22 protein-coding genes are annotated in these 25,680 nt (G+C 41.0%); 18 read left to right on the top strand and 4 right to left on the bottom strand.

The window, feature by feature from the left end; genetic code table 11:
- The first annotated feature begins 242 nt into the window (after positions 1 to 242).
- The 4 genes from AU255_RS13465 to AU255_RS13450 all read left to right on the top strand — a co-directional run bounded on the left by AU255_RS13465 (position 243) and on the right by AU255_RS13450 (position 5,881).
- Positions 243 to 1,991, top strand: coding sequence for a carbamoyltransferase family protein (locus AU255_RS13465; RefSeq protein WP_080523460.1), 1,749 nt, complete (start codon positions 243 to 245; stop codon positions 1,989 to 1,991).
- Entirely contained in the window at positions 1,984 to 4,146 is a 2,163-nt protein-coding gene (locus AU255_RS13460; RefSeq protein ID WP_080523459.1) for an iron-containing redox enzyme family protein, read from the top strand. The genes AU255_RS13465 and AU255_RS13460 overlap by 8 nt, the downstream gene beginning before the upstream one ends.
- A 106-nt stretch (positions 4,147 to 4,252) precedes the next feature.
- Positions 4,253 to 5,299, top strand: coding sequence for a fatty acid desaturase (locus AU255_RS13455; RefSeq protein ID WP_080523458.1), 1,047 nt, complete (start codon positions 4,253 to 4,255; stop codon positions 5,297 to 5,299).
- Between the two features lie 9 nt (positions 5,300 to 5,308).
- Positions 5,309 to 5,881, top strand: coding sequence for a CDP-alcohol phosphatidyltransferase family protein (locus AU255_RS13450; protein ID WP_080523457.1), 573 nt, complete (start codon positions 5,309 to 5,311; stop codon positions 5,879 to 5,881).
- Positions 5,882 to 5,958: 77 nt separating this feature from the next.
- On the opposite strand, the gene AU255_RS13445 is transcribed toward AU255_RS13450, so the two are convergent.
- Positions 5,959 to 6,534, bottom strand: coding sequence for a hypothetical protein (locus tag AU255_RS13445; protein WP_143735970.1), 576 nt, complete (start codon positions 6,532 to 6,534; stop codon positions 5,959 to 5,961).
- 210 nt (positions 6,535 to 6,744) lie between these two features.
- Here AU255_RS13445 and dapC point away from each other — a divergent pair, with 210 nt between their 5' ends.
- The 9 genes from dapC to AU255_RS13400 all read left to right on the top strand — a co-directional run bounded on the left by dapC (position 6,745) and on the right by AU255_RS13400 (position 15,400).
- The gene (dapC, locus tag AU255_RS13440) at positions 6,745 to 7,935 is read left to right on the top strand and encodes a succinyldiaminopimelate transaminase (RefSeq protein ID WP_080523455.1); all 1,191 of its coding nucleotides are present in this window, start codon (positions 6,745 to 6,747) and stop codon (positions 7,933 to 7,935) included.
- Positions 7,936 to 7,942: 7 nt separating this feature from the next.
- Positions 7,943 to 8,761, top strand: coding sequence for a 2,3,4,5-tetrahydropyridine-2,6-dicarboxylate N-succinyltransferase (gene dapD / locus AU255_RS13435; RefSeq protein WP_080523454.1), 819 nt, complete (start codon positions 7,943 to 7,945; stop codon positions 8,759 to 8,761).
- A 156-nt stretch (positions 8,762 to 8,917) separates the two neighbouring features.
- The gene (locus AU255_RS13430; protein ID WP_080523453.1) at positions 8,918 to 9,160 is read left to right on the top strand and encodes a hypothetical protein; all 243 of its coding nucleotides are present in this window, start codon (positions 8,918 to 8,920) and stop codon (positions 9,158 to 9,160) included.
- Between the two features lie 19 nt (positions 9,161 to 9,179).
- Positions 9,180 to 10,595, top strand: a complete 1,416-nt coding sequence (locus AU255_RS13425) for a diguanylate cyclase (protein ID WP_080523452.1) — start codon at positions 9,180 to 9,182, stop codon at positions 10,593 to 10,595.
- A 12-nt stretch (positions 10,596 to 10,607) separates the two neighbouring features.
- Positions 10,608 to 10,949 carry an ArsC family reductase gene (locus tag AU255_RS13420; RefSeq protein WP_080523451.1) on the top strand — a complete coding sequence of 114 codons (342 nt, stop codon included), beginning with the start codon at positions 10,608 to 10,610 and terminating at the stop codon, positions 10,947 to 10,949.
- Positions 10,946 to 12,079 carry a succinyl-diaminopimelate desuccinylase gene (gene dapE, locus AU255_RS13415; protein WP_080523450.1) on the top strand — a complete coding sequence of 378 codons (1,134 nt, stop codon included), beginning with the start codon at positions 10,946 to 10,948 and terminating at the stop codon, positions 12,077 to 12,079. Before AU255_RS13420 ends, dapE begins: the two co-directional genes overlap by 4 nt.
- A 118-nt stretch (positions 12,080 to 12,197) precedes the next feature.
- Positions 12,198 to 13,700 carry a DUF481 domain-containing protein gene (locus tag AU255_RS13410; RefSeq protein ID WP_080523449.1) on the top strand — a complete coding sequence of 501 codons (1,503 nt, stop codon included), beginning with the start codon at positions 12,198 to 12,200 and terminating at the stop codon, positions 13,698 to 13,700.
- A 97-nt stretch (positions 13,701 to 13,797) separates the two neighbouring features.
- A complete protein-coding gene (locus tag AU255_RS13405) occupies positions 13,798 to 14,793 on the top strand; it encodes an IS30 family transposase (protein WP_143735847.1) in 996 nt (331 codons plus the stop codon).
- Positions 14,794 to 14,839: 46 nt separating this feature from the next.
- On the top strand, positions 14,840 to 15,400 hold the full coding sequence (locus AU255_RS13400; protein ID WP_080523448.1) for a hypothetical protein: 561 nt from the start codon (positions 14,840 to 14,842) through the stop codon (positions 15,398 to 15,400).
- A gap of 63 nt (positions 15,401 to 15,463) precedes the next feature.
- Here the strand turns inward: AU255_RS13400 and AU255_RS13395 are convergent, their stop codons facing one another.
- The 3 genes from AU255_RS13395 to moaA are packed head-to-tail and all read right to left on the bottom strand — an operon-like array spanning position 15,464 to position 17,686.
- On the bottom strand, positions 15,464 to 16,300 hold the full coding sequence (locus AU255_RS13395; RefSeq protein ID WP_080523447.1) for an AlbA family DNA-binding domain-containing protein: 837 nt from the start codon (positions 16,298 to 16,300) through the stop codon (positions 15,464 to 15,466).
- Positions 16,297 to 16,677, bottom strand: a complete 381-nt coding sequence (locus AU255_RS13390; protein WP_158083127.1) for a rhodanese-like domain-containing protein — start codon at positions 16,675 to 16,677, stop codon at positions 16,297 to 16,299. The genes AU255_RS13395 and AU255_RS13390 overlap by 4 nt, the downstream gene beginning before the upstream one ends.
- Positions 16,604 to 17,686 carry a GTP 3',8-cyclase MoaA gene (moaA, locus tag AU255_RS13385; RefSeq protein ID WP_080523445.1) on the bottom strand — a complete coding sequence of 361 codons (1,083 nt, stop codon included), beginning with the start codon at positions 17,684 to 17,686 and terminating at the stop codon, positions 16,604 to 16,606. Before moaA ends, AU255_RS13390 begins: the two co-directional genes overlap by 74 nt.
- 85 nt (positions 17,687 to 17,771) lie before the next feature.
- Here moaA and AU255_RS13380 point away from each other — a divergent pair, with 85 nt between their 5' ends.
- From AU255_RS13380 to alaS, 5 genes are all read left to right on the top strand, one after another.
- Positions 17,772 to 18,734, top strand: a complete 963-nt coding sequence (locus AU255_RS13380; protein ID WP_080523444.1) for an ABC transporter substrate-binding protein — start codon at positions 17,772 to 17,774, stop codon at positions 18,732 to 18,734.
- Between the two features lie 593 nt (positions 18,735 to 19,327).
- Positions 19,328 to 20,779, top strand: coding sequence for an OprO/OprP family phosphate-selective porin (locus AU255_RS13375; RefSeq protein WP_158083126.1), 1,452 nt, complete (start codon positions 19,328 to 19,330; stop codon positions 20,777 to 20,779).
- A 601-nt stretch (positions 20,780 to 21,380) separates the two neighbouring features.
- The gene (gene recA / locus AU255_RS13370) at positions 21,381 to 22,418 is read left to right on the top strand and encodes a recombinase RecA (RefSeq protein ID WP_080523442.1); all 1,038 of its coding nucleotides are present in this window, start codon (positions 21,381 to 21,383) and stop codon (positions 22,416 to 22,418) included.
- 19 nt (positions 22,419 to 22,437) lie between these two features.
- On the top strand, positions 22,438 to 22,899 hold the full coding sequence (locus tag AU255_RS13365; RefSeq protein WP_080523441.1) for a regulatory protein RecX: 462 nt from the start codon (positions 22,438 to 22,440) through the stop codon (positions 22,897 to 22,899).
- A 163-nt stretch (positions 22,900 to 23,062) separates the two neighbouring features.
- Complete coding sequence (alaS, locus tag AU255_RS13360; RefSeq protein ID WP_080523440.1) at positions 23,063 to 25,678, top strand: alanine--tRNA ligase; 2,616 nt, start codon at positions 23,063 to 23,065, stop codon at positions 25,676 to 25,678.
- Positions 25,679 to 25,680 lie beyond the last annotated feature (2 nt).

The following is a 25,680-nucleotide window of genomic DNA, read 5'->3' as shown; positions in this document are numbered from 1 at the left end:
CTCCAAGTTCACCCGTGTCAGATAATCTGCAGGTTAATGCACCACTTAACAGACTGCCTGGTATAGTGACCGGGTATGAAATTATTAATATGCTTGTAATTGTAGTCCTATTATGAATGTTTTTTTTAATTCTGCAAAATTTGCTCAAAATGAAGGTGGGTGATTTTTTCGGCTATGAACTTAGCTACTTGAATATGATATTATCAGTGTCAGCAGTATGTTTTATACTTTCGGGATAAGCAGTGAAAAAATACTATATCGGCCTATCAATTACCTATCATGATCCCGCTTTGGCTATTATTGATGAGCAGGGTAAAGTACTGTTTGCTGAAGCAACGGAGCGCTATTTACAGAATAAGCGTGCTTTAAATTGTCCGGCTGATCCTTTACTGCGTGTGCAGGAGTTGCTGCAGCAATACTGTCCAGGTCCGGGTGAGTTTGTGATTGCCAGCAATTGGCGCAAAAAACGCCCTTTATATGAGAATATTATTGCTGCACTTGGGTGTTTAACGGCTCCTGGTTTAAACAAAAAAGGCATAAAAAAACTGCGTTCCCCACTTAAAAATTATCAACTGCACCATATGATTGCCAGTCAGCGTAATCATATTGACAGTGGCGGGATTAATCTAGCGCGGATTATTGCCGAATATTATCCTGACTGCACAATATCCTTTGTTGATTATCATCACCACTTAACCCATGCCGCGACTGCTTGTTACAGCAGTCCGTTTTCTGACTCCGCCTGTGCAGTGATCGATTCTTTTGGTGAAAATGGCTCTATGGGCTTTTATCATTTCAAAGATCAACGCTTAAACTGCCTGTATGAAACCCGAGGCACAGGTAGTATTGGCTTTTATTATATGAAAGTCACTGAGCTATGCGGTTTTGACTGGCTTAAAGGAGAAGAATGGAAGGTCATGGGCCTGGCTCCTTATGGACAGCTCAATCAGGCGCTTTATGAGCTGTTAAAAAACACTATTACTGTCAAGGGCTTTGATTGCCTGCATCAATCCAATAGCCTGTTTACCAGCATCGCGGCGCTGGAAAAATTCAAACGACATGATCAGGATCCTATAGAACAAGCTGCAGATCTGGCGTTTACAGGGCAATATTTTTTTGCTGAATTGATGACTAAGTTATTGCAGCATCTACAGCATGAGACCGGCAGTCAAAACCTTGCATTAGGCGGAGGCTGTGCTTTAAATTCAGCTTTTAATGGACAGATAAAAGAGCGCACTGATTTTAACCGGGTTTTTATTCCCTCTGCACCGGCCGATGATGGCACTGCATTAGGAGCTGCATGGCTTGCATTACATTGTCAACACCCCGGTTTAGCGCTTGCTGATGCGGCTATTAAATCTGCTTATTTAGGTTCGGCAATTCCTGATAACGCGGTGAAAAACTTAATTCAATACAATCGTGCTCTAAATATCCAGTATTTACCGGATAGTATTTGTGAAGCTACAGCTGACTTACTGGCACAGGGTCAACTGATTGGGTGGGTACAGGGTAGGGCAGAGTTTGGTCCGCGTGCCCTGGGTAATCGTTCCATTCTGGCAGACCCAAGATTTGCAGCGACCAAGGATAATATCAATCAAAAAGTGAAATTTCGGGAAAGTTTTCGACCCTTCGCGCCGTCGGTATTGCATGAACATGCCGAAGAGTTTTTTGAGCATTATCATGAATCCCCGTATATGGATAAAACTCTGCGTATTCGAGAAAACATGCAGGAACACATAGCGGCCGTCTGTCATGTTGATGGTACCGGGCGTTTGCAGACCGTCAAACAAGATTGGAATCCGCGTTTTTATCAATTGATTAACTGCTTTTATCAGCAAACTCAGATCCCCATGCTATTAAATACCAGTTTTAATGTCATGGGCAAACCGCTGATTCATTCTTTGGACGATGCACTCGCGGTTTTTTTGAGCACCGGTCTTGATGCGCTGGTGGTTAATGATTATTTAATTTGCAAACCGCGTCATGAATAAGTTTGACCATGCTTATGATCCTGCTTTAGGTTTATTATTTACCCGGCAATTAGAGGGTAGACATAGCCAGTTTGACGATGCACGGGAATTATTTTATCAACTGAATCAGTCCGGGAATAATCAACATGTCATGTCTGATGCCTATGATTTTCTTGCCTGGCATCTAAATCAGGTCAGTCTTGCTTATGCGCCTTTCGAAATCGATGAATATGGCAAAGAATCGCTTGCTACTTTAATTGCTCCAGAAATATCCCCGTTACCCGAAGCGCTACAGACCCAGGATGATTTTTACCTACTAATAAATCAGCTGGCAGCCATACACTTGACTCAACCTGACTGGTTACAAAATATCGCTCAGATTTCCTGTAGTCAATCCGCAACGACGGTGCAATTGATGGCAGTTTATTTGCAGCTAGCCGAGGCAGGGCAGAACGGGGGAAATTTTCATCAATTATACCGTGCACTGCTTCTGAGTAGTGGTTATAAATCTCCCATTCTGCACAGTTATGAGTATTGCCAGCAAGCCGGTTTGATGTTGGAGATATTTGATTTTGCCAGTATTCAGCTTGCTATGGCACGATTTCCCAGAGTGTTATTTGCTGAAATTCTTGGCTTTACGCTGGCTTATTGTCAGATGCCTGCATTACTTGAGATTTGCTTTCCAGAGCAGTCATTGCTGGTGCCTTTTGTTACGCTACGTAAGCGACAAATACAGCAACAGTTATTTCCTTTACAAGCGTGCATATCAAGCTATCTGGATTTATTTCCCGAGCAACAGCAACAATTATGGCAACGCATACAAAGCGGGTTTTGGCTTTATCATCAGCAAATGAAGATCTGCAAGGATCGTCTGCAACACGTTTTACAAACGCCCCTATCAACAAACCAGGCAGTTACCCGGCTATTGCAACAAAAAGCATCAGCCGCGATGGGTCATCATCAGAATATTTGTGTGCAAGGAAAGAAGCTGGATATGTGGTTTGCTGAACTGCCAGCAAATAGCCACGAATTTCTGCAGGCATTAATGCAATCAGGCTATATTAATAAACAAAAACCACTCGATAGCCCATTACTGAAATTGTTTAATTTTAACGGACCTATGTTTGGTGTTCTGGATCAGTTCGAACTGGATATTCTAAAAAACTGGTTGAATAGTGAGCCAAATAAAGGTTCCATGAATATAGTTGAGGAACCGAAAAAATCATTTGCAAGTTACTATAAACCAACATTGCTGATCAAGCAGACGCAAAAAAAATATGCAAAACTAAGCAATAGAAAGCTGTATTATTACCTGCTCAATGCGGATTTATTTCCAGATGTATTGCCCATTGCCCGAACCAAAGCGCGTAACTTGTTGCGTGCGTGTACCTGGCTTAATTCATTGCCCTTTAAGCATTACACGCATCAACAGTTCGATAGCTATATAGAGACTATTTATCAACGCGAAATGAGTGCTTATCAGCCATTGCAAGGCCAACCAACAGTTTCCAGAGAGGCTTATATCTGGGGGCTGGAACAGATAGCACCTATGATTTTGATTGACGGTTGCTGGTTGCAAAACAGCCAGGCTTTGCAAGCCATAAATCCTGAGATTTGTGATATTTTGTTTAAAATTTATTGTGATGAGATTGGTAATGGTCGATTGCAACAAAATCACCCGCATATCTTTGAGCAACTACTAGAGAGTCTATCGATTCAGCTTCCCACGGTATATAGCAAGGCATTCATTAAGCATCCGGGCTTTATCAATAGTGCCTTTGATTTGCCAGTTTATATGTTGTCACTGTCTCACTTTAGCGTAGAATTTTTACCTGAATTATTAGGCTTGAATATGGCTATAGAATTAAGTGGTCTAGGCAGGAGTTATATGAGCCTGGTAGATGACTGGAATTATTGGGGTATCGATCCGGGCATTGCAAATATTCATATCTCTATTGATAATGCTGCTTCGGGACATACTTTTTTGGCAAAAAAAGCCATTCAGCTTCATATGGATGATATTTTTAATAATACCGCTGACCGTGCATTGCTCGACCGGCACTGGCGGCGAATCTATAGTGGTTATGCTTCATTACGCTTTGTCGGGACTCGTTTCAAACTGAATTTGCCAATCGGGTATTTAGTCAATAAATTCAGGGCAAAACATAGGCGATAGCAAATATCCTGATAAGATAAATATACAACCGCATCTGTGGCCGCGCGAAGTATAACAACGTTTCATAATAATAAATACAATACAACGTTAATAATTGAGGTCGGCAATGTTTGACCATTTGAAATATCTAAGCAGCTTTTTTCTACCCGGCTGTGTACTCTGGTTTTTATACACCGGTCCCCATGATGCCCTTGACGCGCTAATCTGGACTACCCCACTGTGGTCATTGATAGTACTTGACTGGCTTGGTCCTAAAGTTAATTTAAATAAAAAAAAGCAGTTTGTTTCTACAGGGTTTTATGACGCTATTTTATATATTCTGGCTGTCCTGCAATTCCTGATTATCGGTTTATTGCTTAATTATGCCAGTCAATTGCAATGGGGTTCTGCTGCAGACATTATCACCTCTAGCGTCAATTTGATTGTGTTAAGAATCCTGGTGGGCACAACATCGGGCAGTTCTGCGCTTATTGTTGCACATGAATTAATACATCGAAGCCAAAGACACAAACAGATATTAGGAAGAATGCTGTTATATACTGTCTGTTATGAGCACTTTGTGATAGCCCATCTGCAGGGGCATCATTTGAGCGTGGCTACTCCGCAAGATATTGCGACAGCTAAGCGAGACGAAGATTTTAAAACATACTGGAAAAGAGTAACGGTCGGTCACTTTAAATATGCCTGGAATTTTGAGCTTAAACGCCTGGGTTTAGAACATGCTCCGGTATATCATTATCGAATGTTAGCCAATTCGGTATTACATGGACTGATAGTTGAAATCATGCTATTGCTATGGATTTTAATGATTTTTGGCTGGGCTGCGGCGTTTATTTTTTTATATCAGGCGCTTGCCGGAGTGCGTTTACTGGAAACTATTAATTATTATCAACATTGGGGACTTGAACAGGGACGAGCAGATAAAACACTGGCCTGGGTCAATCAATCCAGTTTATCTGAATATGCTCTGGTTGGATTGGCGAACCATATTGGCCATCACCAGCAGGCATTAAGTTCATTTCATGAAATTCCTTATTCCGATCAGGGTCCCAAAATGCCCTATGGTTATTTTGTGACTAATCTCTGGGTTAAGTTAAATAATCAGTCGTATCGGCGTGTATCGGCAAACATTCTAAAAGATTACCTGAAATAGCTCAAAAACATGAAGTTAACACACAGCTCCCTATTCTTGACATTGCCAAACCTGCTTACCAGTGTCCGGTTTATTACTGCACCCCTTATGTTATACCTGGCATGGAATGGTTATGGTTTGCCTTTTATGGCGGTGCTGGCTTTTGCATTTCTGACTGATGTACTAGACGGTCTGGCTGCACGCCTTACCGGACAAGTAACTCAGTTTGGTGCCCGGCTGGATACCTGGGCTGATTTAGCGACCTATTTGACTATAGGTTTTGGCACCTGGTGGCTATGGCCGGAAATTGTCCACCGTGAGGATCATTATTTGTATGCAATTATCGCCTGTTACCTGATTCCTGCAGTATCGGGAATGATTAAATTCGGTTCCTATCCAAGCTATCATACCTGGGGAGTGAAGATAGCCGCTGTTTCTCTCGGCTCATCATTATATCCGTTGTTTCTCGCTGATATAGCCTGGCCACTAAGATTTGCAGTGTTTATTTATGTTCTGGCCGCCATTGAAGAAGTGGCGATTACTCTATGTTTGGATAAATTACAGTCCAATGTCGGTACTATCTGGCATGTATTAAAAAAATAAACCTGAGAAGTAGGCTTTAGCTACCGATATCACAAGGCCTTTATAAATAATGTCCTGATGCAGTTCAGGCTAATTTTTTAATGTTTCTTAGCTGCACCGGCCTGTAATTGTTTAAGCAACACATAAGCTAATACCAATACAAACCCAAACCCGATTAACACTAGTATTTTTATAATAGGAAAGCCAACTAAAAACACAAAGCGCTGACTGTTGTTAATACTCGGTTCTAATTCATCAGATTGTAATGAAACCTGCATAGCATACAGCCCCATATTAGGAATTGTATGTTTAATAGTTAACGAGTTATCAGCTTGACTTAGTGTTTGCTTAAAGGAATTGTCAAAGTCAAATAAAATATCCCAGACTGATGCAGCCGCTAATAGCTTTAAGTTTAATTTCTTTTGCTTAAGCTGGCTGTCGGGAAGGGCATCGAAAGTAAAAATAACCTCACCGGTGGCAGGAAACAGATGGCAAAAATGTTTACCTCCGCCTATTTTGGATTCTGCTTGAAATCCGCCCAGGCGCAATTTCATCCCGGCCAGATGTACAAAACAATTATCTCCATGGTCAACACCTGCATGTGCTAATAGCATGGGAGTGTAAGTCAGATTGATACAGAAAAGGGTAATGAGGAGAATAAAGCGATTAGTCATTGGGATGTTGGGGGATATAAAAGGTTTTTGACTTAAGTCTGAAAATAGATAATAGAGCAGGGGAAGCCTCCAGCAGACATCTCTATTGTTGCTTAAACTGAAAAGCTAAACGCATATTTTACTGTTTTTTGGGCAGTGTATCGGGTATTTTTTAAAAAGACCATCTGCCCATGATATAATAATGGGTTATTTGACACTTAAGCATCTTGAATGAACCCGCATTTATCGCAATTACATCCCTATCCTTTTGAGAAGTTAGCGCAATTAAAGCAGGGCATTATACCGCCTGCAGATAAAGCGCATATTGCCTTGTCTATTGGTGAACCAAAACATGCGACGCCCGAAGTGATTACCAGTGCTCTATTGGAAAATATGGCGGCATTAGGCAGCTATCCTACGACTAAAGGCCTGGCAGAATTAAGAGTAGCAATTAGTGACTGGATAATCAGGCGCTTTCAAGTGCAAGCTGATCCCGAAACACAGGTGTTACCCGTAAATGGTACCCGTGAAGCTTTGTTTGCGTTTGCTCAATGTGTGGTTGATGGGCAGCAAAATGCATTAGTGCTGATGCCTAATCCTTTTTATCAGATCTATGAAGGCGCGGCTTTATTGGCAGGGGCGGAACCTTATTATTTGCCTACTCTGGAAGATAATCAGTATTTACCTGATTTTGATAGTGTTTCCGAACAGACCTGGCAAGCCTGTCAATTGCTGTATATTTGCTCACCGGGCAACCCTACGGGGATGGTAATTGATCAGGCGACCCATGAAAAACTGATTAACCTGGCGATTAAATATGATTTTGTTATTGCCTCTGATGAGTGCTATAGCGAAATTTATGCAGATGAACACAATCCTCCGCAAGGTTTATTGCAATCAGCTGATGCAATGGGGCATAGCAGTTATAAAAACTGTGTGATTTTTCACAGCTTGTCCAAGCGCTCAAATGCTCCTGGTTTAAGATCTGGTTTTGTTGCTGGCGATGCCGATATTTTGAGCAAGTTTTTTAAGTATCGTACTTATCATGGTTGCGCCATGCCTGTGCCGACTCAGTATGCCAGTATCGCTGGCTGGCAGGATGAGCTGCATGTGCTGGAGAACAGACAGTTTTATCGTGACAAGTTTAAGGCGGTAACTGAAATCTTGTCTGCAGTTTGCCACGTTAAACAACCGCCTGCCAGTTTTTATCTGTGGCTGAAAACAGAGGTCGACGATACTGATTTTGCACAACAATTATTTGCTCAGCAAAATGTAACCGTTTTACCGGGTAGTTATTTATCGCGTGATGTAAATGGGGTTAACCCGGGAAAGAATCACGTACGCATGGCTTTGGTTGCTCCCGTACCTGAATGCGTAGAAGCAGCACATCGAATTAAAAATTTTATTAACTCTTTAAAATAGACAAATGATGAACCAATTAGAAAAAATCATAAATCAGGCTTTTGACAATCGCGCCGACATTTCTCCAACTAGCGTTTCGGATGAAGTGCGTAATGCGGTTAAAGATTCAATTAATTTACTCGATTCAGGTAAGGCTCGCGTTGCTGATAAATGCAGTGGCGAATGGGTGGTTAATCAGTGGTTAAAGAAAGCAGTATTACTGTCTTTCAGAATTAATGAAAATCGGGTAATGGATGGTGGAGCAACACGTTACTACGATAAAGTGGAAACTAAATTTGCATCATATACACCTGAAGATTTTGCTGCAGCAGGTGTGCGTGTAGTACCCAATGCCGTGGCACGTCATGGTTCTTATGTGGCACCGGGCGCAATATTAATGCCTTCGTATGTTAATATCGGAGCTTATGTGGATAGCGGCACGATGGTTGATACCTGGGTAACGGTGGGTTCTTGTGCGCAAATTGGTAAAAACGTTCATTTATCTGGTGGTGTGGGTATTGGTGGTGTTTTAGAGCCATTACAGGCAGGACCAACTATTATTGAAGATAACTGTTTTATTGGCGCGCGCTCTGAAATCGTAGAAGGCGTTGTGGTTGAAGAAGGCTCAGTTATTTCTATGGGCGTCTATATAGGTCAAAGTACTAAAATCTTTAACCGTATGACTGGTGAAATCAGCTACGGTCGTATTCCAGCTGGATCAGTAGTAGTTTCTGGTAACTTGCCATCCAAAGATGGTAGTCATAGCTTGTACTGTGCAGTTATTATTAAACAGGTAGATGAAAAAACACGTAGCAAGACAGGTATTAACGAATTACTGCGTGATTAAACAAAATAATTGTGGATTAGCTAAAGTTTTTTTAACGCAGTACTGGCTATAATGATATTTGATATAAATATAGTTTATGTCGGGTATCATTATACAGTATTAACTGCGCTTTACTTGACAGGCTTACCCAACCAACGCCGACCTTAGGATGCTCCGATGTCAGACACACTTTCTAGCAATGCTATTATCTATGCGATTCTCTCCATAAACAGTGAGGTTGCTTTACAAAAAGAATACCTGGACTCCCCTGATGTACTGCCGGATGAACGGGAAAATGAAGAAGGAATCCTGGACGATCTGGAACAGGCCTTTATGGAATTTGTTGATTTTTATAAGTCTTGTCGAAAACAAGATAACACACTACCAGAGCTGGATGAGTTATTGAATAATCCATTGTAATTATATTCAGATTTTTTCTATGCGATGTTTTACTCAAAGCATACTGATTCTAATATTAATCTCGATAGGTTTATTATCGTTATCGGTTTTTGCTGTAGAATATTTTAGACCAGAAAATAACTCTGAAACACTACAGTTAACAGTTGAAGAACAGCAATATTTACAACTAAAGCAGCATATCACTATGTGTGTTGACCCAGACTGGATGCCTTATGAAAAGGTTGACGAAGGCCGGCATATAGGGATAGTTGCTGATTTTATGCGGTTGTTTGCCAACAAACTGAACATACATATTGAAATACTACCTAATCGTCACTGGCTGGAGGAACTAACGCAGGGTAAACCGCGACAGTGCGATATTTTTTCTTTAGTAATGCCAACACCAGAGCGTAAGCAATTTCTTGACTTTACTCAGGCTTACTTTAGTTTTCCTTTGGTGGTTGCCGTGAACTACCAGGAATATTTTATCGGTGGTATAAATGATGTACTGGACAAAAAACTGGGCATTCAAAAAGACTATGACTATGCTGAATTGCTTCGTTTACAATATCCCGATATTTATCTGGAAAAAGTTGAAAGTTTAGATGAAGGCCTGGAAAAAGTCAGTCGCAATCAGCTGTATGGCATGATTGCTTCATTACCTGAGGTTAGCTATGCATTTCAAGAGCAATATATCGGTGAATTAAAAATTGCCGGAAAATTGACACAAAAGTTGAATCTGACTATGGGCGCACGTAATGATGAGCCTTTATTAGTCGAAATTTTTAATAAGGCCATTGCTCAGCTAAGTGAACATGAGCAACGCGAGATTATCAATGACTGGATTTCGATAAAATACGTATCAGAAACTGATTATGAGCTATTGATTAAAGTGGCAAGTGTCATGCTTCTGCTTTTTGTGATTTTTATGTATCGTTACGCACTGATCAGAAGGCATAATTATCGCTTAAGGCATTTGTCGGTCACCGATAAATTAACCAATATTAATAACCGTATGAAGCTGGATCAGGAGATTGGTGATGCTCTGAGTCTGGCTCAACGTTACCAACATCATTTTAGTATCATTATTATAGATATTGATCATTTCAAGAATATTAATGATAAATATGGGCATCTTGTTGGTGACTATGCTTTAAAAGCACTGGCGCAATTGTTAAGTAATAATATTCGTGACGTTGATACCTTAGGTCGTTGGGGCGGAGAAGAATTTTTAATTATATGCCCTGGGCAAACGCTTAAAGGTGGACGATTGATGGCTGAAAAATTGCGAACTATTATTGACCAATACCCGTTTGAATATTTTGCTCACTTAAGTTGCAGCTTCGGTGTTGCTGCTTATGCAAAAGATCAAAATGTAGATATATTACTTACAAGAGCTGATAACGCACTTTATAGAGCAAAAGATCTGGGACGAAACAAGGTTTGTACAAACTAATTGTTGATGACGATGACTACTTTATACGGCATAAAAAATTGCGATAGCGTCAGAAAAGCGCGTTTGTGGTTAGAGAAAAATAACATAGCATACCAATTTCACGACTTTCGAGAGGATGGTTTAAGTGCGCAGCAGCTCGCTTTTTTTATTCAAAAAGCTGGATGGGAAAACCTGTTAAACAGGCGCAGTACCAGTTGGCGGCAAATATCTGAGCAGCAAAAGTCTGATTTAAATGCGATCAAAGCTGCGAGTTTGATGCTAGAAAATCTCACCTTAATCAAGCGGCCAGTATTAGATACTGGCGAGCAATTATTAATTGGTTTTAATGCCGAAAATTACCAGACATTATTATGAGTGATACTCTCGTTTTACTTGAAGAGCTTATTAGCTGTGAATCGGTAACGCCTGAAGATGCGGGTTGCCAGGATCTATTAACAAAACGTCTGGAAAAAATTGGCTTTATAGCTGAGCAATTGGACTTTGACGACACTAAAAATCTATGGCTAAAACGTGGTCGTAATAAACCACTGTTTGTTTTTCTGGGTCATACTGACGTGGTACCTACAGGGCCATTGGAAAAATGGGATTCACCGCCTTTTGTACCCACCATTCGACAGCATCGTTTATACGGTCGCGGCACGGCAGACATGAAAGGAGGCATCGCCTGTTTTGTGACTGCTGTTGAACGTTTTATTGCCAGGTATCCAGATCATCAAGGTGCAATCGCGATGATGATTACCAGCGACGAAGAAGGCCCGGCTACCAATGGGGTTGTCAAGGTTGTTGAGGTATTGGAACAGCGCAATGAAAAAATAGATTGGTGTCTGGTCGGTGAGCCTTCTAGTGATCAACATATTGGCGATGTGATTCGTGTCGGCAGGCGGGGTTCCTTATGCGCCAGAGTAATAGTTAAAGGTATGCAAGGGCATGTCGCCTATCCTGCAATAGCTAATAACCCTATTCATGGTTTTGCCCCTGCGCTGCACGCACTTACTGAAGAAGTCTGGGATCAGGGGAATCAATTTTTTCCACCCACTAGTTTGCAAGTCTCCAATATCAATAGCGGTACAGGTGCAGAAAATATTATTCCCGGAGAGCTTGAACTGCAATTTAATTTACGTTTTTGTACTGAATTAGATGAGGCTACGATCAAGCAGCGTGTACTGGAGATATTTGACCGTTTTGATTTTGACTATGAAATTAACTGGCGTTTGTCAGGTAACCCATTCTTAACCTCAGGCGGCGCATTAATTGAAGCGGCTCATGCAGCGATTAAAAAAGTGACAGGAATCGATACGCTGGATGACACGGGGGGCGGTACGTCTGATGGGCGTTTTATTGCTCCGACTGGAGCAGAGGTGATTGAGCTAGGACATTTGAATGAAAGCATTCATAAAATTAATGAAAATGTTCCGCTAGCAGATTTGCAGCCTTTATCAGATATATATGAACAGCTATTAGTAGAGCTACTGATAAAAAAATAAATCAGGGTAAAGTACAGATGTTGTTTGTTATTGAATGTGTTGAGAGCACATTGAAGCACAACAATGCTATTGCTCACGTCTCAATCTACTGAGCGAAAAATTACTTTTTCTTATTTGCATGAATTACAATCGGCTTGTTCTATGCCTATGTTCCTTATTAGTTTCTACTGCTGCTTATACCCAGTCGATAAAATTTAGTAATGGCGATAGTCTTGATGTTGACATTACTTACCAGACAGATACCACTGTTAGCTTTTCTCATCCGGTATTGGGTGAGCAAACAATTGATAAAATTTACATTAGTAACTTATCAGACATAAATCTGAACAATGTTACCAAGCTACCGGAAGGCGAAGAAGGAAAAGCCATTATTGCTGCTAAACTGGCCAGAGAAGCAATTCCCTTGGCTAAACTTGAAGTGGATTTGGCTAATAAACGATTGCTTGCTGTAAGAGAAAGCCTCAGGCTTGCTGATGAAGCACAAGTTACTAACGCGGAGCAGCTTGAAATAGATGCAAGAGTTAAGCTCGCTATGGCTGAACAAAACCTTATCGCTGCTGTTGATACTGCTAATGCAGCTGATAAAAAGGTCATAGTTGCCAGAAATATCAGGCTCGCTAATGCAAAAGTGAAAGAGGCTGTTGGTGACGCCAAACTCGCTAAACAGAAAGTTAAAGTCGCGAAAGCTGAAGTCAAGGTTTCTAAAAAAGAAATCAAAATTGCTGAACAAGCATTAATGACGACAGCAATAGAGGATATTATGCTTGCCGAAGAAAAAATTGTTGTGGCGCAAACTCAGGCTGAAGTTGCAGAGGAGCAAGTCGAATTAGCGGAAGAGCAGGTGCAGGAAGCAGAGGAAAAAGTGGTCGAAGCTGCAAATAATGTTAAATTGGCTAAAGGTGAAAAGGTTAATGATGGGTTTATGGGAACGGGCTGGTTTAAGGATTGGGATAGCAGCATAGAGATTGGCTTGAGGGGAGCTTCAGGATCATCAGTTAATACCAATTTTCGTGCCGCATTTAATACCCGTTATGAAGATAAAAGCCATCGCTGGGATTTCAAGAGCTTTTATTTGCTTGATTCGGAAGATAATATTGTCGGTGAGAATAAAGTCAATGCCGTCCTGACTAAAGACTGGTTTTTTCCAGATAATAAATGGTTTGCTTTTGCATCGTCAACCTATGACTGGGATGAATTTAAAGACTGGAAAAGTAGATTTCAAATATCAGTGGGTCCTGGGTATCAATTTATTAAAACCAAAACATGGGAGTTTTCAGGTCGTTTAGGGGGGACCGGTATTGTTGAATTTGATAAAAGGATCACAGATACCCGTAATTCTCTTGGTTATACAGAAAAAGACATTCTGGGTTTTGAGGCATTGCTTGGGATTAATTTAGTCTGGCATGTCACCGCCAAGCAACAATTTATATTTTCTAATTATTTTTACCCTGGCCTGACTGATGCGGGACAATATAGAAATTTGACAAATATTGACTGGAAGCATGATATAGATTGGTTTGAAGGTTTGGCAATTAAGTTCAATATACGTAATGAGTATGATACTACGGAGTCGATTCCAAACGATTTCAATTATAACTTTGGAATACTTTGGGGATTCTAAAGATACCCGAATTCATATAATAACTGCAACACCTCTTTAAAGGGTTAGATGGTATAGTTTCCGTCGACTAAAACCTGAAACTAAAAAGAGGTGCTCAATGAACACGTTTAACCATCTAACCCAAGAGGAAAGATTTTACATTTATACGCAACTAAAACAAGGCGTTTCTAAGAATCAAATAGCCATCACATTGGGGCGTCATAAATCGACTATTGGACGTGAAATTACGCGTAATACAGGTCAGTGTGGTTATCGTTACAAGCAAGCTGAGAGAATAGCTAAACAACGCCATATTGATAAGCCCAAAAACATCAAGATGACGGCTGAGTTACAACAGATAATAACGCCTTTAATCAAAGAGAAATGGAGCCCTGACTGTATTTCAGGACGCTTAAAACAACAAGGTAAGGACTCCGTCAGTCATGAGACTATTTACCGTTATATTTTAGCTAACAAAGCAGCCGGTGGCGATTTGTATACTTATTTGAGGCATCAAGCCAAACCTTATCGTAAGCGATATGGAAAAAATGATTATCGCGGAACGATACCCAGCCGTGTTGATATTGATGAGCGACCACAAGTGGTTGATGATAAAACGCGTTTAGGTGATTGGGAAGCAGATACTGTTATCGGTAAAGGACATAAAGGCGTATTGGTGACGCTGACTGAACGGGTCTCAAAGCTCAACTTCGCCATCTCAATTGAGCGTAAAGAATCTGAATTAACGAAAGAGGCGATTATCAATGCTCTTGAGCCTTTTAAACGTTGGGTTCACACGATTACCTTTGATAATGGACGTGAGTTTTGTGGGCATGAAGCCATTGCAAAAACACTTGACTGCGGCACTTATTTTGCCAAACCGTATCATTCGTGGCAACGAGGTTTAAATGAAAACCACAATGGCTTATTAAGGCAATACTTCCCTAAAAAAGAACCTTTGGATAAGGTAACTCAAGATGAGGTTGATAGTGCCATTACAGCACTTAATCATCGTCCAAGAAAAGGGTTAAATTACAGAACTCCATGGGAAGTATTTTGCCAAATAACGGGGGTTGATATAAATAAATCACAGGGTGTTGCATTAATTGCTTGAATTCGCGATATGTTACTTTATAGTTATCGATTTACAGGAGACATTGATGATAGATAAAAAAAGAAATACGAGGCAACGGTTTTTAATAATCAGTTTATTGGTTTTAAGTACTAGTGCATGTTCCATTTTTAGCCCGGCAGAACCGGAAATAAGTGATGCCGAAGCATGCCTCAGGTTAAACGAATTGATTACTGATCATGCTGATAATTTTAAACAGTTTAAGAGGGGCCTTAAAAATACGGGGCTGCGTAACAGCATGCAAATATGGGACGCGGAACGCGTGTTTCCTTTAGCAAAAAACTGTCAAGTATGGGAATGGAGTTCAGGTTTAACTAATTATTTTTGTGCCTGGGATGAATCAAATCAACAAGAAGCGCAGGCTAGTTACATCAAAGGAGTTGATTTAGTCAACCAGTGTCTGGGTGAGCAATGGAATAGTAAGTTTTCGCGCACTAAAAGTGGTGGAGGCGATGCATTGTTCTATCAAACAGGTGGGAAAACCGTTATTTCAATTCGCTATTTTAAGGAAGCACTTACTATATTAGAAAATTGGCAAACCACTTTATATGTAGGTGCTGAAAGTAATTTAAAAGCAAAAATTCAATAACAGGGGCGTGTACTGTATAGCGGGTTTTAGTTCGCTATACACTGTACAAATATGGGTGCCCTTTTATCGTTTCCAGCGATGCGCAATAAACTCAACAGCTTCCTGTATGTTCAAATCACGTGTTCCACCACCGGTGCGTAAATAAAATTTTGGTGTATTACCTTGATTTAGAAAAACCGGACGCGGTGAAGCTAAAACAATCAAGCGGCAAACATGTTTGCCGTTTACAACATGAAACAGCACCTTAACATACTGGCATAGATCGGCACCTAGCTGGGTTGAGATGGCAGTAATAATCGCCTGTTCGAAACCATCCTGATCCTGGCGTTTTAAGGATTTATAATCTTTTTCCAGACCAATGATTTGACCGCTATCAGATACTCCGATTAATAATGTTCCTCCAATAGAGCTATTTAAATAGCCGGCAAGTGTTTTTAGTACAACGGTTTCCAGCGCGCGATTGACTCTATTCTGTTCTAAGTCCCAACGTAATGAAGATTTAAACTCGACTGACGGGCCTTCTCCTTGCATGATCAGAGTATGTAAATTAACTGATAATTCACTACTTAAACGGCCTATTCTTTGCAGGCGCCAATGCAGCAACTCATAAATAAAGGCGATAATTAGACCAAATACGGCTCCTACCTGTCCAAGAAATACTGTCTTTGCTGGTGTTCCGCCCATTAAAGAGGTTTTAAGCTGGTTATAGACATAAACGAGTGCGGTCGTTATTTGAACCTGTATGTCTTCACTGGTCCCTTCGCTTTCATAAAAGAAAATAAAATCATAGACAGGATAAAAGATTAATACACCCGTTAATGCACCGATCAGTGCTGCAAAAAAATAGAGTTTAAAGCGCTGTTCCCAAAGTGCTATAATCAATAAAAAAAATCGTTTCATTGTGTTTCCATCGGTAAGCCAGCTTTGCGCCAGCTAGTCATATGACCTTGTACATAACGGATCTTTTTAAAGCCTGCGAGTGTGTAAGCCAGTTTAGCAATACCAGCACGCGGCCCGTGTTCGCAATATAAAATTACTTGCTCTTGTTTTTCCTTGTTGTCTAAAGCATCGCTCGTGAAAGATTGCCAGAAAGGAACGTGTTGTGCGTGAGGAATATGTCCGGCATTAAATTCCCGGTTGGAACGAACATCAATAATAATGGGGACTTGTTCAGATTGTAGTAATGTTAATAACTCGGATTGTTTAATATGTGTTTCGCTGGATGTGCTGCAGGCCAGTATTAAAAGGCTTAATAGACATAAAAAAAGGACTCTCAATTTTATCCCCCGTGCTATTCATATGACGCATAATAATAGGTTGTTCGTTCAAGTTAAACTCATGTTTTTCGGGTTTTATGTCCATAGCATCAATCATTAGTTGCTTTATATAATCCGTATCATTAGGGTGTGATCTTAAGGCTGTTTTTAAATCAATTGAATGTTCATTGCCCAGACATAGTAATAAGCGACCTTCAGCAGTTAACCGTACACGGTTACAGGTGCTGCAGAAATTATGGCTATGCGGAGAAATAAAGCCCACTTTCGTTGCAGTGCCCTGAATCCGGTAATAATCAGAGGGACCTGCAGTGGTTTCGTCTATTTTTTCCAAAGTAAACTTTGCGGCTAAATCAGTACGTATCTGATCGCTAGAATAATAAGCCTCGGCACGATTATGTGATGCTATAAAGCCCAAAGGCATTTCTTCAATAAAGCTGATATCTATTCCTGAATCCAGGGCAAACTGAACTAAATCAATGACTTCATGATGATTACGATTTTTTAAAATAACAGCATTAATCTTGATGCGCTTAAAGCCGGTATTAATTGCTGTATGTATCCCTTTCAGCACAATATTCAGATCACCAGTACGGGTCAATTCTTTAAACTTTTTAGCATCCAGAGTATCCAGGCTAATATTTAAACGCGAGACGTGAGCCTGTTTAAGTTGGCTGGCGCTCGCTGCAAGTTGAGAGCCATTGGTGGTCATCACTAATTCGTCGAGCAAAGGCAGGTCACCAATTTTTTGTAAAAGCTCCAGGGCATTGCGCCGTATGAGGGGCTCGCCACCGGTGATTCTGATTTTTCTGACTCCGAGTTCGGTAAAGCATTTAGCCAAGAAAAAAATTTCTTCCAGACTCAGAATTTGTGCCCGAGGCAGGAAAGTCATTTCTTCAGACATGCAGTATACGCACCGAAAATCACAGCGATCGGTAATAGAAATACGAACATAGTCAACGCTTCTGCCGAAACGATCAACTAATTGTTTTGCTTGTTTGGGGTGGCGCATTACTTGATTTTGTATAGATGGGACTATAATAGAGAGTTAATTTTATCAGTTTCAGGCCTACTGTTCTAAACAATCTTTCATAATCATGATCAACTATAAAAAATTACTTTTAATCTTTACGTTACTCAGTAGTCAGTTTAGTTTTGCCAGTGAGAAAACCCTGGTTCGTTTAGGTGCGCTTGCCTTTGGTACCGTTAATTGGGAATTAACGGCAATGCAGCAGGCAGGGATAATGGAGACTGAACATTATCGATTGCAAGTGATAAAAATGGCAAACCCGCAAGCAGCGAAAATAGCCTTGCAGTCAGGAGCTGTAGATATGATTGTTACTGACTGGATCTGGGTGTCACGTATGCGCGCTTTAGGTAAGGATTATAGCTTTTATCCTTATTCAAATACTTCGGGGGCATTAGTTGTTGCTGAAAATAGTTCCATAAAGCAATTACAGGATTTAAAAAACAAGAAGCTGGCAGTGGCTGGCGGAGAGCTGGATAAAAACAGTTTACTGTTACAGGTCCTGATGCAGCAAAAGGGGCAGATGGATATTTTTACAAGTATAGAGAAGGTTTATGGTGCACCCCCTTTATTAAATCAGCAAATGCAGGATAAGCGCGTGGATGCTTTATTGACTTATTGGCATTATGCTGCCCAAATGCAAGGAGAGGGCTATCGAGTATTAATGACCGGCGCGGATATTTTGCACGGCTTAGGTATACAGGTCAGTGTACCGAGTATCGGTTATGTGTTTGATCGTACGTGGGCGCGCAGCAACAAAGCTGCCGTTCAGGCTTTTTTAGAAAACACCAGACAGATCAAAAATACTTTATGTATAGATGATTTTGCCTGGCAAAACATAGAGCCTTTAACGCAAGCTAAAACAGCGCAAGTCTGTAAGCTATTACGTCAGCAATATTGCGCCGGGCGAGTAACCAGCTGGGGTGCTAAAGAACAGCAAGCTGCTGGCGTTATTTTTCAGTATTTAAAAGAGGTTAGTCAGCAACGTTTGACGGGTAAGTCAGATAAGATTCAGGCGGGGACTTTCTGGTAGTAAATTAGCATGCTGGATTATATTAAAGCATTCAGCAGGAAAGCTATTTCAAGCCCGTCATATTCGATAAGTCAGGCTATTCCATGAGCTTTCAATGGTTTTTCATAATGTTAGCACTTTTAAAGCACATACTTAAATTTGATAAGTTGTTTGTATAGGTGCTGCATAGATTTTCTTGATTACGTACACGGCTCAGCGATCATGAACAAAGCCTTAATATCAGTTATTTATAAAAAATTCGACTTCGTTATTCCCTTAGTCTTTTATCGGGAATCTATTGCTTAGGCCTATAGATTCCTGCTAACAACATGCAGGAATGGCGAACGTGCTTGAATATGGCTGAGGGGTATGGGCCATCAGGTAAATTTTTGTGAACATGCTGACAAAAATGATAAAGGGTGAGATTAGTTTCTGGCTGAATTTTCTGTCATTTTTGTTGTATTTTATCCACATCTCATTTTGTTCGTTGTTTTTCCTGTCTATCTTTGTTGTATTTTAGCTACGATTTTTTATTTGTCATCATTCTGTCATATAACTTTTTTATTATGGCGTATGTTTTTTATTCTTGCTTCAAGATATTTAGGAAAATAATGATGATCACAAAGAACAAAGGGAAAGTATTAGCTTTAGCTATCTCTGCTGCCCTGGGAAGCGTTAGCGTTCAAGCCGCAGATAGCGTATTACTGGATACACTTTTACAAAACGGATCAATTACTCCGGCTCAGTATGAGAATCTGACACGACAAAAAGCTGCTGGAAGTAGTGCTGCTGAAGGGCAGAGCTTAAATGAAGTGTTGTTGAAAAATGGTGTTATTAATCAGACTCAGTATGATAAATTAACTCAGCAGGCTGTTGCTGAAGTTAAGCCTGAAGCAACTAAAAAAAGTGGTGATGATGTTATAGTCAAGCTGGATCAGAAAGGGTTTCGTGTAGAAACAGCAGATAAAGCATTTAAATTTAAATTGGGTGGGCGTATCCAGTTAGATACGAATTTTAGTGCTAACGGTCGTGATTTTGATCCTGCGCCTACCGAAGGTTTCGAAGTTCGACGCGCCCGTCTTTATGCATCCGGTACTGTGTGGACAGATTTTGACTACAAAGCACAATTTGATTTTGCTGGGAATAAAGTCAGCATAAAAGATTTATTTGTAAAGTATAGGGGCTTAGACTGGTTTGATGTTACAGTCGGTAATCAAAAGCAAGCCATAAGTCTGGAGCTGCAAGAAAGTTCTAATGATATTGTATTCACTGAGCGTTCATTGGTGAGTTCATTGTCTTCGCAGTTTGATCGTGCGCTGGGTGTGAGATTTTCATCTAAAGCTAAAAATTGGTCTGCACAGTTGGGTGCATATGGCGCACCTATTGCTAAAGCAGGTGATGGCGGCTGGGGAATTTCTTCCAGAGCAACGTATGCACCGATTATGACCAGTACACACGTTCTGCATGTAGGGGGATCCGTCGGTTATCGTGGTAACACTTCTGCTGGTACTCATACCAATCAATACAGGTATGAATCTACAAATATGTCGAATGTATATTTCACTAATACCGGTAGTATAGATAATGTCAGTGGTTCAACTTTATTAGACATTGAAGCTGCTTATATGTATGGGCCATTCTCTTTGCAAGCGGAATATGCGCATAACTGGTCGGCGCGTGAAAATGGTTTGAGTGGTGTGGACTTCGGTGCTTATTATGTACAAGGCGCCTGGACACTAACAGGTGAATCGCGAAGATATAATGGATCAAATGGTAAATTTGGCCGTTTACATCCAGAAAATCCAGTTAGTTGGGACAGAGGTACATGGGGAGCTTGGGAATTAGCCTATCGAATTGATGGCAACGATCTTAACTCTGGCAATATAGTTGGTGGAGAAGAAACAGCCATGACATTGGCATTGAACTGGTATTTAAATACCAATATTCGAATAATGGCTGATTACCGTTATGCATTTGATATTCAGGATTCAGCAGTGCTACGTAATGGTGTTAATGCCGAAACGGGTATCCAACAGTTCACTGTGCGTACCCAGTTGACGTTCTAATTTGAATTAAGACATTCCAGATTTTAAATCTTAAAAGCCAGCTTTATGCTGGCTTTTTCTGTTCAATAAGAAATGATTATCTGGCGACAGGCTGTCTAAAGTTTACCTCTATATTGATACGGTTAGGGCCTGCCAAATACAGGGAAATTGGCGATGCAGGCGGACTAAAGCAAATGCTCTATGCGCCAGTCATTTAATCTGTTTTACGGCATGTGAATAATTATTTTTTCTGATTAGAATATTATTTGAGTCTATTGTTTTTCTTAAACCTAGAAACCGCAGTTGAGCACGAATTTTGTGGAAAATCTGAGTGTGAAAGACAAGGCACTGCTCGCAGGAAATGGCCGTAGCCCTTGGCAAGAGCTGTAACGCGGTATTTCGTGCCCAGATTTATCCACAAAACCGTGAAGCGGAGTAGAGTCACCCAACAGGTGACAAGCATTTACGATCATTATATTTTATATTACGTCACTTATAATGTTTTATAGCGGTTAACTGCGGTTTCTAGGTTAAATAAAAGGTAATAACTAATTTTGTTATGCGCTTGAATCAGGCTATGGGATAATGCAGAGTTTTAATATTTGGTTAGGGCTTTAAAATAATGGATGAGAATAAGCAAAAAGCATTAAGCGCCGCCTTAATGCAAATTGAAAAGCAGTTTGGAAAAGGTGCGGTCATGCGTATGGGCGATGATGCCGCGTCACGTGATATACAAGCAGTTTCTACCGGTTCTCTTTCATTAGATATTGCTTTGGGTTGCGGTGGTTTGCCGCGTGGTCGGGTGATTGAAATATACGGCCCGGAGTCATCAGGTAAAACTACGATGACTTTATCAACCATTGCGCAAGTGCAAAAATTAGGTGGTACCGCAGCATTTATAGATGCAGAACATGCTCTGGATCCAGGGTATGCAGAAAAAATTGGCGTCAATGTTGATGATTTATTGGTTTCACAACCAGATACCGGGGAACAGGCTCTGGAAATTGTTGATATGCTGGTGCGCTCAAATGCAGTGGATATTGTCGTTGTGGACTCGGTGGCGGCTTTAACGCCAAAAGCAGAGATTGAAGGCGATATGGGCGATTCCCATATGGGGCTGCAGGCACGATTGATGTCACAAGCTTTACGTAAATTGACTGCTAATATAAAACGATCCAATACGATGGTGATTTTTATTAATCAGATTCGCATGAAAATCGGCGTGATGTTTGGTAGCCCAGAAACCACAACGGGTGGTAATGCCTTAAAATTTTATGCTTCCGTGCGTTTGGATATACGTCGCATTGGCGCGATTAAAAAAGGCGATGAGATCATTGGCAATGAAACGCGTGTTAAAGTCGTTAAAAATAAAGTTGCTCCCCCTTTCAAACAGGCAGAATTTGAAATTCTCTATGGTGAAGGTGTTTCATTTTTAGGTGAGCTGATTGATTTAGGGGTGAAATATGGCTTTATTAATAAAGCCGGCTCCTGGTACAGTTATGGTAATGATAAAATTGGTCAGGGCAAGGATAATGTGCGTGCCTATCTAAAAGAAAATCCGCAGATTGCTGAAGAAATTGAGGCAAGTATCCGGGCTGAAGTGTTTGGTGTAAAAAATAGCGCACCAATTGAGTCTGATGATGCCGATGGCTTAGTTTAGTCTTCATCCGTGAGCTTGTATGCTTGAATTGCCAGAAAACTATAAAGCAATTAAAGAAGCATGTTTGCAATATTTGATTAGACGCGAACATAGCCAGCAAGAGTTACTGCAAAAAGTATCGGCAAAAGGGTTTATCAAACAAGATATTATCTATGTCATTGCTGAATTAATCGAACAAGGCCTGCAAAGTGATGCGCGTTTTGCAGAAAGCTATGCAAGAAGCAGAGTACATAAAGGCTTTGGGCCGTTACGAATTCAAGCTGAATTGCAGCAACGGGGCGTCAGTGATTGTCAGTTTAATAGCGCGGTTGAAGATATTGCAGGAAGCTGGCAAGCTCTATTGGAACAAGTGTATAGTAAAAAATATGGCAATGAAGCAGCGTTGGATATCAAGGAAAAATTAAAACGTAGTCGTTTTTTACAACAGCGCGGTTTTCCAAATGATATGGTGCATCAGTTATTTAAGCAACGATCACTGTAGCCATGTAGGTCGGGTTATATTTTTGATTGGAAGCATTAAAAATCGTAACCCGGTAATGCTAGAGCTATGCTTTAATAATAGCTAACAGCCCCGGCCAACAAAATATATGTTCCTAATTGTCTAGGAGCAAGTAATTAGAAAACGTTATATAACCCATTAAATTATGAAAAATCTGACTGGTGCAGAGTTACGTACTGCCTTTTTACAATTCTTTGCCAAACAAGGGCACTCAATTCAGCCCTCTAGTTCTTTATTGCCAGGTAATGATCCTACCTTATTATTTACTAATGCAGGTATGGTGCAATTTAAAGATGTATTTTTAGGTAGAGAAAAGCGTAGCTATGTTCGGGCAACAACCAGTCAACGCTGTGTGCGCGCAGGTGGTAAGCATAATGACCTGGAAAATGTAGGCTACACAGCAAGGCATCACACCTTCTTTGAAATGCTGGGTAATTTCAGTTTTGGAGATTATTTCAAACAGGAAGCCATTTATTTTGCCTGGGATTTTCTTACTAAAGAACTGGAGATTCCTGCAGATAAATTATGGGTCACCGTTTTTGATGAAGATTCAGAAGCAGAAAAAATCTGGCTGGAAGATGTCAAAATCGATCCAGGCCGTTTTTCGCGCATAGGCGCTAAAGATAACTTCTGGTCGATGGGAGATATAGGGCCATGCGGACCCTGTACAGAAATTTTCTATGATCACGGCGATGATATTGCCGGTGGACCGCCTGGAACCCCGGAGGAAGATGGCGATCGATATATAGAAATCTGGAACCTGGTGTTTATGCAATATGACCGTGATGCAGAAGGGTTATTAACGCCATTGCCTAAGCCATCAGTCGATACTGGCATGGGCCTCGAGCGTATTGCTGCGGTACTGCAGGGTGTACACAATAATTATGAAATTGATTTATTTCAAAAATTACTGACTACCGGTGCCGAGCTCGCAGGTATACAGGATTTAACAGAAAGCTCGTTAAGAGTGATTGCCGACCATATTCGCTCCTGTGCATTTCTGGTTGTAGATGGTGTATTGCCATCAAATGAAGGGCGCGGGTATGTCTTAAGACGTATTATACGACGCGCAATTCGGCATGGTTACCGCTTAGGGATACGTGAAGTTTTCTTTTATCAATTAGTTGCACCTTTAGTGGCTGAAATGGGTGAGGCTTATCCAGAACTTGCTGCTGCCCAGGGACAGGTCGAACGCGTATTAAAAGTTGAAGAAGAACGCTTTGCTGAAACCCTGGAACAAGGCATGAAAATTCTTGAGGCCTGTGTAGAGAAAATGACCGGCAAAGTGATTCCAGGTAATGTCGTTTTCCAGCTGTATGATACATATGGTTTCCCGGTTGATTTAACCGCTGACTATGCCCGTGAGAATAATCTAGCGGTCGATCATGCGGGCTTTGATATAGCCATGGGCGCGCAGAGAGATAGAGCGCGAGCGGCTAAGAATTTTGGTGCTGATTACAATCAAACCATAAAACTAGATGCTGAAACCGAGTTTACAGGCTATCAAAAGCTAAATGATCAGGCACAAATTATTGGTCTGTTCCAGCAAAGTCAAGCCGTAGACGTTCTTCCACAGGGCGCTGAGGGCGTTGTTGTTTTGGATAGTACACCGTTTTATGCTGAGTCTGGCGGGCAGGTAGGTGATTTAGGTCGTATCGAAGCTGACGGGGCGATTTTTGAAGTCACAAATACGCAAAAACAAGGCGGCAGTTTATTTTTACATTACGGTAAAGTGATCGCGGGTGAATTAAAAAATAATGCCACTTGTAATGCAATGGTTGAGCCGTTAACCAGGCAGTCAATCGCTCTCAATCATTCAGCGACACATTTATTGCATGCTGCCTTACGGCAGGTATTAGGCGAACATGTGACGCAAAAAGGTTCATTAGTGAATGCCGAGCGATTGCGTTTCGATTTCTCTCATTTTGAACCGATGACTGCAAATGAAATAAAAATCATTGAGCGCATGGTTAATCAGCAAATTCGCCATAATGCGGATGTTACAGAGGACGTGATGTCTAAAGATGATGCCTTAAACGCAGGGGCGATGGCACTGTTTGGTGAAAAATATGGCGATGAAGTCCGGGTATTGAAAATAGGCGAGTTTTCTACTGAGTTATGTGGTGGGATACACGTGCGTCGCGCGGGAGATATCGGACTCTTTAAAATTATTAGTGAAACAGGTGTTGCTTCAGGTGTTAGGCGAATAGAGGCGATTACCGGTGAAGCAGCGATTAAATGGCTGGAAGGTCGGGAAAAAACTATTGCCGAGATTGCGCATGTGGTTAAAGCAGTCCCGGAAACTGCCGCTGAGAAAGTACAGCAATTAATGGATAAAAGTAAATTGCTAGAAAAAGAACTAGAGCGATTGCAAGCTAAATTAGCCAGTTCAGCAGGTGGAGAATTAGCTAATCAGGCGGTTGAAATTGACGGTATCAAAGTGTTGGCAATTAAATTGGAAGATGTTGAGCCCAAGGCAATGGGAGATGTATTGGATCAATTGAAAAATAAATTAGGCAGTGCCGCGATCGTTTTAGCAACTGTAAGCAATGATAAAGTCAATTTAATCGCGGGTGTTTCAAAAGATCAAGTATCACGGTTGAAAGCAGGCGATCTGGTAAACTCTGTAGCAACTCAGGTGGGTGGTAAAGGAGGCGGTCGTCCTGATATGGCCAGGGCAGGAGGGACGGAACCTGGAAAACTGGATGCAGCATTAAAGCAAGTGCCTGAGTGGGTGCGTGCACAATTAGGTAATAAATAAAA

This window comes from Methyloprofundus sedimenti (assembly GCF_002072955.1).
In the GTDB taxonomy this organism is placed as follows: Bacteria; Pseudomonadota; Gammaproteobacteria; order Methylococcales; family Methylomonadaceae; genus Methyloprofundus; species Methyloprofundus sedimenti.
This window is presented reverse-complemented; position numbering and strand designations above follow the sequence as displayed.

Coding starts and splice junctions, on each gene's coding strand:
- AU255_RS13460 (WP_080523459.1), top strand. CDS start 1,984: ATGAATAAGTTTGACCATGCTTATGATCCTGCTTTAGGTTTATTATTT.
- AU255_RS13455 (WP_080523458.1), top strand. CDS start 4,253: ATGTTTGACCATTTGAAATATCTAAGCAGCTTTTTTCTACCCGGCTGT.
- AU255_RS13450 (WP_080523457.1), top strand. CDS start 5,309: ATGAAGTTAACACACAGCTCCCTATTCTTGACATTGCCAAACCTGCTT.
- AU255_RS13445 (WP_143735970.1), bottom strand. CDS start 6,534: ATGACTAATCGCTTTATTCTCCTCATTACCCTTTTCTGTATCAATCTG.
- dapC (WP_080523455.1), top strand. CDS start 6,745: ATGAACCCGCATTTATCGCAATTACATCCCTATCCTTTTGAGAAGTTA.
- dapD (WP_080523454.1), top strand. CDS start 7,943: ATGAACCAATTAGAAAAAATCATAAATCAGGCTTTTGACAATCGCGCC.
- AU255_RS13430 (WP_080523453.1), top strand. CDS start 8,918: ATGTCAGACACACTTTCTAGCAATGCTATTATCTATGCGATTCTCTCC.
- AU255_RS13425 (WP_080523452.1), top strand. CDS start 9,180: ATGCGATGTTTTACTCAAAGCATACTGATTCTAATATTAATCTCGATA.
- AU255_RS13420 (WP_080523451.1), top strand. CDS start 10,608: ATGACTACTTTATACGGCATAAAAAATTGCGATAGCGTCAGAAAAGCG.
- dapE (WP_080523450.1), top strand. CDS start 10,946: ATGAGTGATACTCTCGTTTTACTTGAAGAGCTTATTAGCTGTGAATCG.
- AU255_RS13410 (WP_080523449.1), top strand. CDS start 12,198: ATGAATTACAATCGGCTTGTTCTATGCCTATGTTCCTTATTAGTTTCT.
- AU255_RS13405 (WP_143735847.1), top strand. CDS start 13,798: ATGAACACGTTTAACCATCTAACCCAAGAGGAAAGATTTTACATTTAT.
- AU255_RS13400 (WP_080523448.1), top strand. CDS start 14,840: ATGATAGATAAAAAAAGAAATACGAGGCAACGGTTTTTAATAATCAGT.
- AU255_RS13395 (WP_080523447.1), bottom strand. CDS start 16,300: ATGAAACGATTTTTTTTATTGATTATAGCACTTTGGGAACAGCGCTTT.
- moaA (WP_080523445.1), bottom strand. CDS start 17,686: ATGCGCCACCCCAAACAAGCAAAACAATTAGTTGATCGTTTCGGCAGA.
- AU255_RS13380 (WP_080523444.1), top strand. CDS start 17,772: ATGATCAACTATAAAAAATTACTTTTAATCTTTACGTTACTCAGTAGT.
- AU255_RS13375 (WP_158083126.1), top strand. CDS start 19,328: ATGATCACAAAGAACAAAGGGAAAGTATTAGCTTTAGCTATCTCTGCT.
- recA (WP_080523442.1), top strand. CDS start 21,381: ATGGATGAGAATAAGCAAAAAGCATTAAGCGCCGCCTTAATGCAAATT.
- AU255_RS13365 (WP_080523441.1), top strand. CDS start 22,438: ATGCTTGAATTGCCAGAAAACTATAAAGCAATTAAAGAAGCATGTTTG.
- alaS (WP_080523440.1), top strand. CDS start 23,063: ATGAAAAATCTGACTGGTGCAGAGTTACGTACTGCCTTTTTACAATTC.